General features: G+C 50.0%; 12 protein-coding genes and 4 tRNA genes. 2 read left to right on the top strand and 14 right to left on the bottom strand.

The genetic code is table 11. The features are described 5' to 3' along the window. Window positions 1-10 precede the first annotated feature (10 nt). The 12 genes from rpoB to A7098_RS18940 form a co-directional block, all read right to left on the bottom strand. A complete protein-coding gene (gene rpoB / locus A7098_RS19000; protein ID WP_000263098.1) occupies window positions 11-4,039 on the bottom strand; it encodes a DNA-directed RNA polymerase subunit beta in 4,029 nt (1,342 codons plus the stop codon). Window positions 4,040-4,357: 318 nt separating this feature from the next. Next, entirely contained in the window at window positions 4,358-4,723 is a 366-nt protein-coding gene (rplL, locus tag A7098_RS18995) for a 50S ribosomal protein L7/L12 (RefSeq protein ID WP_000028878.1), read from the bottom strand. 66 nt (window positions 4,724-4,789) lie between these two features. Continuing rightward, complete coding sequence (rplJ, locus tag A7098_RS18990) at window positions 4,790-5,287, bottom strand: 50S ribosomal protein L10 (protein WP_001207201.1); 498 nt, start codon at window positions 5,285-5,287, stop codon at window positions 4,790-4,792. 412 nt (window positions 5,288-5,699) lie between these two features. After that, the gene (gene rplA, locus A7098_RS18980; RefSeq protein ID WP_001096683.1) at window positions 5,700-6,404 is read right to left on the bottom strand and encodes a 50S ribosomal protein L1; all 705 of its coding nucleotides are present in this window, start codon (window positions 6,402-6,404) and stop codon (window positions 5,700-5,702) included. Between the two features lie 3 nt (window positions 6,405-6,407). Next, window positions 6,408-6,836 carry a 50S ribosomal protein L11 gene (gene rplK, locus A7098_RS18975; RefSeq protein WP_001085926.1) on the bottom strand — a complete coding sequence of 143 codons (429 nt, stop codon included), beginning with the start codon at window positions 6,834-6,836 and terminating at the stop codon, window positions 6,408-6,410. Window positions 6,837-6,994: 158 nt separating this feature from the next. Beyond that, window positions 6,995-7,540: a transcription termination/antitermination protein NusG gene (gene nusG, locus A7098_RS18970; RefSeq protein WP_001287521.1), complete on the bottom strand. Its 546-nt coding sequence runs from the start codon at window positions 7,538-7,540 to the stop codon at window positions 6,995-6,997. Between the two features lies 1 nt (window position 7,541). Further along, window positions 7,542-7,925, bottom strand: coding sequence for a preprotein translocase subunit SecE (gene secE / locus A7098_RS18965; protein ID WP_001275702.1), 384 nt, complete (start codon window positions 7,923-7,925; stop codon window positions 7,542-7,544). Window positions 7,926-8,154: 229 nt separating this feature from the next. Continuing rightward, window positions 8,155-9,339 carry an elongation factor Tu gene (tuf, locus tag A7098_RS18960; RefSeq protein ID WP_105281277.1) on the bottom strand — a complete coding sequence of 395 codons (1,185 nt, stop codon included), beginning with the start codon at window positions 9,337-9,339 and terminating at the stop codon, window positions 8,155-8,157. 114 nt (window positions 9,340-9,453) lie between these two features. After that, window positions 9,454-9,529: transfer RNA gene (locus tag A7098_RS18955), tRNA-Thr, on the bottom strand. A gap of 6 nt (window positions 9,530-9,535) precedes the next feature. Then, window positions 9,536-9,610 (bottom strand) — tRNA-Gly (locus A7098_RS18950). Between the two features lie 116 nt (window positions 9,611-9,726). After that, a tRNA-Tyr gene (locus tag A7098_RS18945) sits at window positions 9,727-9,811 on the bottom strand. A gap of 8 nt (window positions 9,812-9,819) precedes the next feature. Further along, window positions 9,820-9,895: transfer RNA gene (locus A7098_RS18940), tRNA-Thr, on the bottom strand. Window positions 9,896-9,914: 19 nt separating this feature from the next. On the opposite strand from A7098_RS18940, the gene A7098_RS24295 reads away from it, so the two are divergent. Further along, on the top strand, window positions 9,915-10,046 hold the full coding sequence (locus A7098_RS24295) for a hypothetical protein (protein ID WP_032227099.1): 132 nt from the start codon (window positions 9,915-9,917) through the stop codon (window positions 10,044-10,046). Window positions 10,047-10,256: 210 nt separating this feature from the next. After that, window positions 10,257-11,207: a type I pantothenate kinase gene (coaA, locus tag A7098_RS18930; RefSeq protein WP_000023078.1), complete on the top strand. Its 951-nt coding sequence runs from the start codon at window positions 10,257-10,259 to the stop codon at window positions 11,205-11,207. A gap of 31 nt (window positions 11,208-11,238) precedes the next feature. Here the strand turns inward: coaA and birA are convergent, their stop codons facing one another. Beyond that, on the bottom strand, window positions 11,239-12,201 hold the full coding sequence (gene birA, locus A7098_RS18925) for a bifunctional biotin--[acetyl-CoA-carboxylase] ligase/biotin operon repressor BirA (protein WP_032227097.1): 963 nt from the start codon (window positions 12,199-12,201) through the stop codon (window positions 11,239-11,241). After that, entirely contained in the window at window positions 12,198-13,226 is a 1,029-nt protein-coding gene (gene murB, locus A7098_RS18920) for a UDP-N-acetylmuramate dehydrogenase (protein ID WP_032227096.1), read from the bottom strand. The genes birA and murB overlap by 4 nt, the downstream gene beginning before the upstream one ends. Between the last annotated feature and the right edge of the window lie 153 nt (window positions 13,227-13,379).

Raw genomic sequence — 13,379 nt, 5'->3', positions numbered from 1 at the left:
TGAGCGAGAATTACTCGTCTTCCAGTTCGATGTTAATACCCAGCGAACGAATCTCTTTCAACAATACGTTGAAGGATTCTGGCATGCCCGGCTCCATCTGATGGTTGCCGTCCACGATGTTCTTATACATCTTGGTACGACCGTTTACGTCATCAGACTTAACGGTGAGCATTTCCTGCAGAGTGTATGCCGCGCCGTATGCTTCCAGCGCCCACACTTCCATCTCCCCGAAACGCTGACCACCGAACTGTGCCTTACCACCCAGCGGCTGCTGAGTAACCAGACTGTAAGAACCAGTGGAACGCGCGTGCATCTTATCGTCGACCAGGTGGTTCAGTTTCAGCATGTACATGTAACCTACGGTTACCGGACGTTCGAACTGTTCACCAGTGCGGCCGTCGTACAGGCGGATCTGACCAGAAGTCGGCAGGTCGCCAAGTTTCAGCAGCTCTTTAATTTCTGCTTCTTTCGCACCGTCGAACACCGGCGTTGCGATCGGCATACCTTTGCGCAGGTTTTCAGCCAGACGCATAACTTCTTCATCGCTGAAGGTACTCAGGTCAACTTTCTGACGAACGTCAGCGCCCAGATCGTACGCACGCTGGATGAACTCGCGCAGTTTCGCGACTTCTTGCTGCTGTTTCAGCATGGCGTTGATCTTGTCGCCGATACCTTTCGCAGCCATACCCAGGTGGGTTTCCAGAATCTGACCGATGTTCATACGAGACGGTACGCCCAGCGGGTTCAGTACGATGTCTACCGGCGTACCGTTTTCATCGTAAGGCATATCTTCGATCGGGTTGATCTTAGAAATTACACCCTTGTTACCGTGACGACCTGCCATCTTGTCACCAGGCTGGATACGGCGTTTAACCGCCAGATATACCTTAACAATCTTCAGCACGCCCGGTGCCAGATCGTCGCCCTGGGTGATTTTGCGGCGTTTCGCTTCGAGTTTCTTCTCGAACTCGTGTTTCAGTTCGTCATACTGCTCAGCCAGCTGTTCCAGCTGATTTTGTTTCTCTTCGTCGGTCAGGCCCAGCTCCAGCCAGCGATCGCGCGGCAGTTTGTCGAGCTTCTCAGCTTCAACGCCACCGGCTACCAGCACAGCACGGATACGGCTGAACAGACCCGCTTCGAGGATCTGCAGTTCTTCAGACAGGTCTTTCTTCGCCTGTTTGAGCTGCATTTCTTCGATTTCCAGCGCACGTTTGTCTTTTTCTACGCCATCGCGAGTAAAGACCTGAACGTCGATAACCGTACCGGATACACCGTTTGGTACGCGCAGAGAAGAGTCTTTAACGTCAGACGCTTTCTCACCGAAGATCGCACGCAGCAGTTTTTCTTCTGGGGTCAGCTGAGTTTCACCTTTCGGCGTTACCTTACCAACCAGAATGTCGCCACCGGTTACTTCCGCACCAATGTAAACGATACCGGATTCATCCAGTTTGGAGAGCGCAGCTTCACCCACGTTCGGGATGTCAGCGGTGATCTCTTCCGGCCCCAGCTTGGTGTCACGGGACACACACGCCAGTTCCTGGATGTGAATAGTGGTGAAACGGTCTTCCTGAACAACACGCTCGGATACGAGGATGGAGTCTTCGAAGTTGTAACCATTCCACGGCATGAACGCTACGCGCATGTTCTGACCAAGCGCCAGTTCACCGAGGTCGGTGGACGGACCGTCTGCCAGCACGTCGCCACGTTCTACCGGTTCACCCAGAGACACACACGGCATCTGGTTGATACAGGTGTTCTGGTTAGAACGGGTGTACTTGGTCAGGTTGTAGATGTCGATACCTGCTTCACCCGGATACATCTCATCTTCGTTAACTTTGATAACGATACGGGAAGCATCCACGTACTGAACGACACCACCACGTTTAGCAACCGCAGTTACACCGGAGTCAACGGCAACAGCACGTTCCATACCCGTACCAACCAGCGGCTTATCAGCGCGCAGAGTCGGAACGGCCTGACGTTGCATGTTCGCACCCATCAATGCACGGTTGGCGTCATCGTGTTCAAGGAACGGGATCAGGGACGCACCGACGGATACCACCTGCTGGGTGGATACGTCCATGTAGTCAACCTGGTCGCGGCTGAACAAGCTGGATTCGCCTTTGCTACGGCAAGTTACCAGGTCTTCTACGAAGTGGCCTTCTTCATCCAGGTTGGAGTTCGCCTGAGCGATAACGTAGTTGCCTTCTTCGATAGCAGACAGGTAGTGAATTTCGTCGGTTACAACACCGTCAGTCACTTTACGATACGGAGTCTCAAGGAAGCCGTATTCGTTAGTCTGTGCGTACACGGACAGGGAGTTGATCAGACCGATGTTCGGACCTTCAGGGGTTTCGATTGGACATACGCGACCGTAGTGAGTCGGGTGTACGTCTCGAACTTCGAAGCCTGCACGTTCACGGGTCAGACCGCCTGGGCCAAGTGCAGAGATACGACGTTTGTGCGTAATCTCAGACAGCGGGTTGTTCTGGTCCATAAACTGAGACAACTGGCTGGAACCGAAGAACTCTTTCACTGCTGCGGAAATCGGCTTGGCGTTGATCATATCCTGAGGCATCAGGGTATCCAGATCGCCCAGAGACAGACGCTCTTTCACCGCACGCTCTACACGTACCAGGCCAACGCGGAACTGGTTTTCCGCCATTTCGCCAACGGAACGGATACGACGGTTGCCGAGGTGGTCGATATCATCGACTTCGCCTTTACCGTTACGGATATCGATGAGCTTTTTCATAACATCAATGATGTCGTCTTTGCTCAGGATACCGGAACCTTCGATTTCTTCGCGCAGCAGAGAACGGTTGAACTTCATACGACCAACCGCAGACAGATCATAGCGGTCTTCAGAGAAGAACAGGTTCTCGAACAGGCTTTCAGCAGCTTCACGAGTCGGCGGCTCGCCAGGACGCATCATGCGGTAGATTTCTACCAGTGCGCTCAGACGGTCGTTAGTTGGGTCGACACGTAAGGTTTCAGAGATATATGGGCCGTGATCCAGATCGTTAGTAAACAGCGTTTCGATACGCTTGTGACCAGACTGGCTCAGCTTAGCCAACAGATCCAGGCTCAGTTCCATGTTCGCTGCGCAGATCAGCTCGCCGGTAGACTCATCAATATAGTCTTTAGCGACCACTTTACCTGCGATGTACTCAACCGGAACTTCAATCAGTTTGACGTCGTCTTTTTCCAGTTGGCGAATGTGGCGCGCAGTAATACGGCGGCCTTTTTCTACGTACACTTTACCGTTAGCTTCGATGTCAAAAGATGCAGTTTCACCACGCAGGCGTTCCGGCACCAGTTCCATCTGCAGCTTGTTATCACGGATTTCAAAGATAACTTTTTCAAAGAACAGGTCGAGGATCTGTTCAGTGGTGTAGTTCAGTGCACGCAGAATGATGGTCGCAGGCAGTTTACGGCGACGGTCGATACGTACGAACAGGTTGTCCTTCGGATCGAATTCGAAGTCCAGCCAGGAACCACGGTAAGGAATGATACGCGCGTTATACAGCACTTTACCCGAAGAGTGGGTTTTACCTTTGTCGGAGTCAAAGAAGACGCCCGGACTACGGTGCAGCTGAGAAACGATAACACGCTCAGTACCGTTGATAACAAAGGTACCGTTGTCCGTCATGAGCGGAATTTCGCCCATGTAGACTTCTTGTTCTTTAATGTCTTTTACGGTGCCTTCCGGCGCTTCGCGCTCATAGATCACCAGACGCAGTTTAACGCGCAGCGGTGCGGAATAGGTCACGCCACGGATTTGACATTCCTGGACGTCAAACACCGGTTCGCCAAGGCGGTAGCTGACGTATTGCAGCTCGGAATTACCGCTGTAGCTCTGAATCGGGAATACGGAACGGAAAGCAGCTTCCAGACCATACTGCCCTTCAGGATCTTGCTCGATAAATTTCTGAAACGAGTCAAGCTGGATAGAAAGGAGATAAGGTACATCCAGAACTTGTGGACGTTTACCAAAATCCTTACGAATACGTTTTTTCTCGGTATAGGAGTAAACCATAGGGTTCCTCAGCTCGCTGACAAGTCGACCCATCTGTCCACTGAGCGGACAGTTTGTGCAACACTATTTTGTTGACCGGAAAATGGATACTTTCCGCAATGCCTGTTGCTATCACGCTTAAACCATTTCATTGCGATTTACACAGAACGGGCGTTCTGTCGCAGTATATTAAGTCGTCGATAGAAACAAGCATTGAAAGGCACAGCAGTAGTCAAACAGTGTGAAACGCTACTGGCGCCTTACAGCGCAAAAAGGCTGGTGACTAAAAAGTCACCAGCCATCAGCCTGATTTCTCAGGCTGCAACCGGAAGGGTTGGCTTATTTAACTTCAACTTCAGCGCCAGCTTCTTCCAGAGCTTTTTTCAGTGCTTCTGCGTCGTCTTTGCTCACGCCTTCTTTCAGAGCAGCTGGAGCAGATTCTACCAGGTCTTTAGCTTCTTTCAGACCCAGGCCAGTTGCGCCACGTACTGCTTTGATAACAGCAACTTTGTTAGCGCCAGCAGCTTTCAGAATTACGTCGAATTCAGTTTTTTCTTCAGCAGCTTCAACCGGGCCAGCAGCTACAGCTACAGCAGCAGCAGCGGAAACACCGAATTTTTCTTCCATTGCAGAGATCAGTTCTACAACGTCCATTACAGACATAGCTGCAACTGCTTCAATGATTTGATCTTTAGTGATAGACATTTAAATTGTTCCTGAATATCAGAATAAGTTTATACGTAAGCGAATGCGTTAAAAAGATAACTGCGATTAAGCAGCTTCTTTCGCATCGCGTACAGCAGCCAGAGTACGAACCAGTTTGCCAGCCGAAGCTTCTTTCATGGTTGCCATCAGGCGTGCAATTGCTTCTTCGTAGGTCGGCAGAGTTGCCAGGCGGTCGATCTGAGACGCCGGGATCAGCTCACCTTCAAAGGCAGCGGCTTTGACCTCAAATTTTGCATTCGCTTTCGCGAACTCTTTGAACAGACGAGCTGCAGCGCCCGGGTGTTCCATAGAGTATGCAATCAGGGTCGGACCAACAAACGCGTCTTTCAGGCACTCGAACGGAGTACCTTCAACAGCACGGCGCAGCAGGGTGTTACGAACAACACGCATGTATACGCCAGCTTCGCGACCTGCTTTACGCAGTTCAGTCATTTTATCTACAGTTACGCCACGGGAATCCGCAACCACTGCAGACAGCGCGCCTTTGGCTACTTCGCTGACTTCAGCAACAATCGCTTGTTTGTCTTGAAGATTTAAAGCCATTAGCTTTGCTCCTGGATGTTTGCCAGAGAAAATCTCTGGAACTCACTTCACTCCTCCAAATGGAGAGAGCGTCTTAATTACGGTGAGCAGAAACAAGCCAGAATATAAAAGAATAATCTTAGCGTTCTGTCACCGTCTACGCAGGGGATTAAGTTTCTTACGAAACTCCTGCGGTCTTCGACGGAGGCCTGGATAGGCCAGGCTCCAACGAACAAATCTTTTCTATCCGTCGCTATTCAGCTTGTGCCGGCGTTGGCTTCCTTCGTTCGCACCAGTCACATAGTTAGCTATGTTCCTGGCGACTCACTCAGTTGCCGCCTTGCCACAACCCGAATATCTCGGATATACGTCTGCATTAAGCATTATACGTGGGGGTAAGATTGTAGACAAAATCACCGCCCACGTAAAGGTATTAGTTTGCAGAAGCGCTCAGGCCAGCCTGGTCAACTGCAACACCTGCACCCATGGTGGTGGAGATGCTAACTTTCTTGATGTACACACCTTTCGCCTGAGTCGGTTTTGCTTTTTTCAGCGCAACCAGCAGAGCTTCCAGGTTTTCTTTCAGTTTGTCAGCGTCAAAGTCCACTTTACCAATGGTGGTGTGGATGATGCCGTTTTTGTCGTTACGGTAACGAACCTGGCCAGCTTTAGCGTTTTTAACCGCTTCAGCAACGTTCGGGGTTACAGTACCCACTTTCGGGTTCGGCATCAGGCCGCGCGGACCCAGAACCTGGCCCAGCTGGCCAACAACGCGCATTGCATCCGGAGAAGCAATAACAACGTCAAAGTTCATTTCGCCTTTCTTGATCTGGTCAGCCAGATCTTCCATACCTACCAGTTCAGCGCCTGCAGCTTTAGCAGCTTCAGCGTTTGCGCCCTGGGTAAATACAGCTACGCGAACGGAACGGCCAGTACCGTGCGGCAGTACAGTTGCACCACGTACGTTCTGGTCAGATTTACGAGCGTCGATGCCGAGGTTAACAGCAACGTCCACGCTTTCTACGAATTTAGCAGTCGCCAGCTCTTTCAGCAGAGCGATAGCTTCGTTGATGTCGTACTGTTTGGTCGCATCAACTTTCTCGCGGATAACACGCATGCGCTTGGTCAGTTTAGCCATTTCTTAGTCCTCCACTACCAGGCCCATGGAACGTGCAGTACCTTCGATGGAGCGAGTCATCGCTTCAATGTCGGCACCAGTCATGTCGGCAGCTTTGGTCTGCGCGATTTCCTGCAGCTGAGCGCGGGAAATTTTACCCACTTTGTCTTTGTTCGGCTTACCGGAACCAGACTTGATACCAGCCGCTTTTTTCAGCAGAACTGCTGCCGGCGGAGTCTTGGTAACGAAAGTGAAAGAACGGTCAGCGTAAACGGTGATAACTACCGGAATCGGCAGACCTTTTTCGATGGAATCAGTTTTTGCGTTGAACGCTTTGCAGAATTCCATGATGTTTACGCCCTGCTGACCCAGAGCCGGACCTACTGGCGGACTCGGGTTAGCCATACCAGCTGCAACCTGCAGCTTGACATAGGCTTGTACTTTCTTAGCCATTATAAATTCCTCAAGTTGGGTAATAACGCCTCTGAGAGGCTCCCCGTGATATAAAAAATCGTTTTACGGGCAAGGCCCATAAAAACAAAAGGCGCGAAATTGTATTCCAATCTCACGCCTTGTGCAACGATTAAATCGCCGCTTTTTTGATCGCTGGGTTAGGCTTTTTCAACCTGGCTGAAGTCCAGCTCTACCGGGGTCGCACGACCGAAGATAGAAACAGAGACTTTCAGACGAGACTTCTCGTAATCCACCTCTTCAACGACGCCGTTGAAGTCAGCGAACGGACCATCATTAACACGAACCATTTCACCCGGTTCAAACAGCGTTTTCGGACGCGGCTTATCACCAACCTGCTGCAGGCGGTTCATAATCGCATCAACTTCTTTATCGCTGATTGGCGCAGGACGATCGGAAGTACCGCCGATGAAGCCCATCACACGCGGTACGCTGCGCACCAGGTGCCAGCTCGCGTCGTTCATCACCATCTGAACGAGGACGTAGCCAGGGAAGAATTTGCGTTCGCTTTTGCGACGCTGACCGCCACGGATCTCAACGACTTCTTCAGTCGGAACCATGACTTCGCCAAACAACTCTTCCATGTTGTGTAATTTGATATGCTCACGCAGCGACGTTGCTACGCGGCCTTCAAAACCGGAAAACGCCTGAACGACGTACCAGCGCTTTTTAGGAGCTTCAGACATCTCAGAACCTCAGGCCAGTGATAAAGGATACCAGGCGAACCAGAATACCATCCAGTCCCCACAGGATCAGTGACATTACTGCGGTAACCGCAGCCACAATCAGCGTGGTGTGCAATGTTTCCTGGCGAGTCGGCCAAATGACCTTACGGACTTCGGTACGCGCTTCACGGGCAAAAGCAACGGTTGCTTTACCTTTTGTCGTTAACAGCGCGACACCACCCGCTGCAGCAATCAGAATTACTACGGCCAGCGCACGCAGCGGCAGCATAATGTCGCGATAAAGGTAGTTGCCGACGATTGCCACCAGGAGCAATGCCACCACAACGACCCACTTCATCGCTTCCAGGCCGCGCCCGCTTCCTTGAGCTTCGGTATTCGCACTCATAAACCAACCTGTCAGAAGTATTCTACAAACATTTTCACCCCGCGATAGCGAGGCAAACCAAATCGAAACGCGTATTCGCTTTTCGGGTTATACGCCCTCAACAGAGCCTGTCTCAGCAATGATTATGACAAAGAAAATCACTGATGAGCCAGGTTCTGGTACGAAAGCGTGCAAAAAGGGCATCAAATGATGCCCTTTTATTGCGCATTGCGTCAAATGTTATCGGCAATTAGCTCAGAACTTTAGCTACAACGCCCGCGCCAACGGTACGGCCGCCTTCACGGATTGCGAAACGCAGACCGTCGTCCATCGCGATCGGGTGGATCAGGGTAACAATCATTTTGATGTTGTCGCCCGGCATTACCATCTCTACGCCTTCCGGCAGTTCGATAGTGCCAGTCACGTCAGTAGTACGGAAGTAGAACTGCGGACGGTAGCCTTTGAAGAACGGAGTATGACGGCCGCCTTCATCTTTGGACAGAATGTACACTTCAGATTCGAACTTGGTGTGCGGCTTGATGGTGCCCGGCTTAGCCAGTACCTGACCACGTTCGATTTCTTCACGTTTGATACCACGCAGCAGAACACCTACGTTCTCACCAGCACGACCTTCGTCCAGCAGTTTGCGGAACATTTCAACGCCAGTACAGGTAGACTTCTGAGTCTCTTTGATACCAACGATTTCAACTTCTTCACCAACTTTGATGATACCGCGTTCTACACGACCGGTAACAACGGTACCACGACCGGAGATGGAGAATACGTCTTCGATCGGCAGCAGGAACGGCTTGTCAATCGCACGCTCTGGTTCCGGAATGTAAGAATCCAGGAAGCCAGCCAGTTCCAGGATTTTCGCTTCCCACTCTGCGTCGCCTTCCAGCGCTTTCAGAGCAGAACCACGAACGATCGGAGTGTCGTCGCCCGGGAAGTCGTACTGAGACAGAAGTTCACGAACTTCCATTTCAACCAGTTCCAGCAGCTCTTCGTCATCAACCATGTCACATTTGTTCAGGAACACGATGATGTACGGAACGCCTACCTGACGACCCAGCAGGATGTGCTCACGAGTCTGCGGCATCGGGCCATCAGTCGCAGCAACAACCAGGATCGCGCCGTCCATCTGCGCAGCACCGGTGATCATGTTTTTAACATAGTCGGCGTGCCCCGGGCAGTCTACGTGTGCGTAGTGACGGGTCGGGGTGTCGTATTCAACGTGAGAAGTGTTGATGGTGATACCACGAGCTTTTTCTTCTGGCGCGTTATCGATCTGGTCGAATGCGCGAGCAGCACCGCCGTAGGTTTTAGCCAGTACGGTAGTGATTGCAGCGGTCAGCGTTGTTTTACCATGGTCAACGTGGCCGATAGTACCGACGTTAACGTGCGGTTTTGTACGTTCAAACTTTTCTTTAGACATCGATTGTCCCTCTAAGACACGGATAAATCGGTGATATCACCACATCAACCAGGCAACATGCCCGACTTGTTGAATGCAATAAACAGAAGGAAAAAACAGGAAGGAGAAAAGAAGTGGTGCTGATAGGCAGATTCGAACTGCCGACCTCACCCTTACCAAGGGTGCGCTCTACCAACTGAGCTATATCAGCACATCTTGGAGCGGGCAGCGGGAATCGAACCCGCATCATCAGCTTGGAAGGCTGAGGTAATAGCCATTATACGATGCCCGCATCCTGGAACTCGGCTACCTGATTTTCATTCTGCACTGAATATCGAGAGAAGCTCTCTTTATTCGAGCCGGTAAGCGAACTTATCGTCTCGGGCTACGCCATCGCGTGGCCGAAATTGGTGGTGGGGGAAGGATTCGAACCTTCGAAGTCTGTGACGGCAGATTTACAGTCTGCTCCCTTTGGCCGCTCGGGAACCCCACCGGACTTGATGGTGCCGACTACCGGAATCGAACTGGTGACCTACTGATTACAAGTCAGTTGCTCTACCTACTGAGCTAAGTCGGCATCAAGTAGCGCGCATTCTATGGAGACATGCGAGCTCATGCAACTAAAAAATTGCATAATTTGTTTTGTTGGTCACATTTTAAACAACTCGATGAAGAAACAGTCGAATAATGAGCAGATTAGCACATTTTTTCAGCATTGTTCTGCTTAACAATATGCGCCAGTTAAAACACCATTCTTTTTATCAGATGGAATATCTGTCACATTGCTTTTCACCGATAGCTTCCCGGAAGCGATTTTTTCTTATTATTCCTCCCCATCTGGTGTTACCCTCCTGCCCATTAACCCATTCAACAGAACTGTGACGCGCCATGGCAAATATCGCTTTGCCGATAGAGCTATGACCGTCAGAAACATGCTTATGAGTATAAAAGAGCAAACGTTAATGACGCCTTACCTACAGTTTGACCGCAACCAGTGGGCAGCTCTGCGTGATTCCGTACCGATGACGTTATCGGAAGATGAGATCGCCCGTCTCAAAGGTATAAATGAAGATCTCTCGTTAGAAGAAGTTGCCGAGATCTATTTGCCTTTGTCGCGTTTGCTGAACTTCTATATAAGCTCGAATCTGCGCCGTCAGGCAGTTCTGGAACAGTTTCTTGGCACTAACGGACAACGCATTCCTTACATTATCAGCATCGCAGGCAGTGTAGCTGTAGGGAAAAGTACAACCGCCCGTGTATTACAGGCACTATTAAGCCGTTGGCCGGAACATCGTCGTGTTGAACTGATCACTACTGATGGTTTTCTTCATCCCAACAAAGTGCTTAAAGAACGCGGGTTGATGAAAAAGAAAGGCTTCCCGGAATCGTATGATATGCATCGTCTGGTGAAGTTTGTTTCCGATCTCAAATCGGGTGTACCAAACGTTACGGCACCGGTTTACTCGCATCTTATTTATGATGTAATCCCAAATGGTGATAAAACCGTTGTTCAGCCTGATATTTTAATCCTTGAAGGGTTAAATGTCCTACAGAGTGGGATGGATTATCCGCACGACCCACATCATGTATTTGTTTCTGATTTCGTCGATTTTTCGATATATGTTGATGCACCGGAAGACTTACTTCAGACGTGGTATATCAACCGTTTTCTGAAATTCCGCGAAGGGGCTTTTACAGACCCGGATTCCTATTTCCATAACTACGCGAAATTAACTAAAGAAGAAGCTATTAAGACTGCCATGACGTTGTGGAAAGAGATCAACTGGCTGAACTTAAAGCAAAATATTCTACCTACTCGCGAGCGAGCCAGTTTAATCCTGACGAAAAGTGCTAATCATGCGGTAGAAGAAGTCAGATTACGCAAATAATTTAAAGGGGAGCTAATGCTCCCCTTATTTATTATTCTGCGCTACGTAGGGATATTTCACCACCCATCCAGGGTTTTATTATTCCGTCCTGCTCAAGCAATAAAGCGCCCTGTTTGTCTATTCCGCGTGAAATACCAAATATTTCTTTATCACCAATGATAAGTTTCACTGGGCGATTAATAAAATTATCCAGCTTTTCCCAACGCGAAAGATAAGGTGCCAATCCTTCTTGCTCGAAGAGTTCCAGCGCCGCGCGTAATTCACGTATTAGCATGGCCGCCAACGTATTACGATCAAGATTGATCCCTGCTTCCTGCAATGTGATCCATCCCTGGTTAACGACACTCTCTTCAACACGACGCATTGCCATGTTGATCCCGGCGCCAATGACTATTTGCGCTGCATCGCCGGTTTTGCCAGTCAGCTCCACAAGAATGCCTGCCAGCTTGCGATCCTGTAGATAGAGGTCATTAGGCCATTTAACGCGAACTTTATCTGCACCCAGCTTGCGTAATACTTCCGCCATCACGATACCGATAACCAGACTTAAACCAATTGCCGCAGCCGGGCCTTGTTCCAGACGCCAGAACATCGACAAATATAAGTTTGCGCCAAAAGGCGAAAACCATTTCCGACCACGGCGACCACGGCCTGCCTGCTGATATTCTGCGACGCAGGCATCGCCCGATTTAAGCTCTTCGATACGATCAAGAAGGTACTGATTAGTGGAGTCAATTACTGGCAGCACGGCTACACTACCGCCATCCAGCTGACTCAATATCTGTTCAGCATTAAGTAACTGAATGGGCTCAGGCAGGCTGTATCCTTTACCCGGAACGGTAAAGACATCAACGCCCCAGTCACGCAGTGTTTGAATGTGTTTATTAATGGCCGCCCGGCTCATTCCTAACGTTTCACCCAGCTGCTCGCCAGAGTGAAATTCGCCATTCGCTAACAGCGTGATTAATTTCAGTGGAACGGTATTATCCTTCATGAAATCGTCTCCACTGCGCTAACTTCACCTGATGCACCAATAAAGCGAACTTCGGGCTCAAGCCAGACATTAAATTTTTCACCAACTTTCTGTCTTACATGATGTGCCAGTTGCACGACATCTTCGCTTTTTGCATTGCCTTCATTGACGAGAACTAACGCCTGTTGACGGTGTACCGCAGCCCCACCCATTTGCGTCCCTTTTAGCTGACACTGATCGATGAGCCAGCCAGCAGCCAGTTTTACTGAACCATCCGCCTGAGGGTAATTCGGTGCCGTTGGAAATTGTGCCAACAACGCGTTAGCCGTTTCCACAGATACAACAGGATTTTTGAAGAAACTACCAGCATTGCCGTTCACTTTTGGATCGGGCAGCTTTGTAGTTCGCATATGGCACACCGCATCAAATACTTGCAGTGGCGTTACTGTTGAAGGCTCCAGACGAGTTAAGTCACCGTAAGTCAGTACAGGTTGCCACTCTTTTGGCAGACGCAGGCCTACAGCAACAATGGCGAAGCGGTCCTGATATTCATGCTTAAAAATACTGTCGCGATAGCCAAAACGGCACTCTTTGGCAGTTAAGCGCACTTGCTTGCCTGTCGTTAGCTCAACGCAGTCAACATAATCGCAAACGCGCTGTAATTCTACGCCATAAGCACCAATATTCTGGATAGGTGATGAGCCGACACAACCAGGAATTAATGCCAGATTTTCCAGACCAGGCATACCTTCCTGCAAAGTGTATTTTACCAGGCGATGCCAGTTTTCTCCGGCTCCTACATGTAAATACCACGCATCAGGTTCATCATGAATTTCGACACCTTTGATCCGGTTGATGATCACCGTGCCGCGATAGTCTTCCAGAAAAAGTACATTACTTCCTTCACCCAGAATAAGAACGGGTTGTCCTTCTGCGGTTGCATGCTGCCAGGCATTGAGTAGTTGTTGTTCGTCTTCGGCACATACAATGTGCTGAGCATTATGATCAATGCCAAATGTGTTCCAGGGTTTTAAGGAGTGGTTCATAGCTGCTTTCCTGATGCAAAAACGAGGCTAGTTTACCGTATCTGCGGGGGGATGGCTTGTAGATATGATGACAGGAAGAGTTTGTAGAAACGCAAAAAGGCCATCCTTACGGATGGCCTTTCGCTTTATCTGATGCCTGGCAGTTCCCTACTC

The organism is Escherichia sp. MOD1-EC7011, assembly GCF_002965005.1.
In the GTDB taxonomy this organism is placed as follows: Bacteria; Pseudomonadota; Gammaproteobacteria; order Enterobacterales; family Enterobacteriaceae; genus Escherichia; species Escherichia ruysiae.
This window is presented reverse-complemented; position numbering and strand designations above follow the sequence as displayed.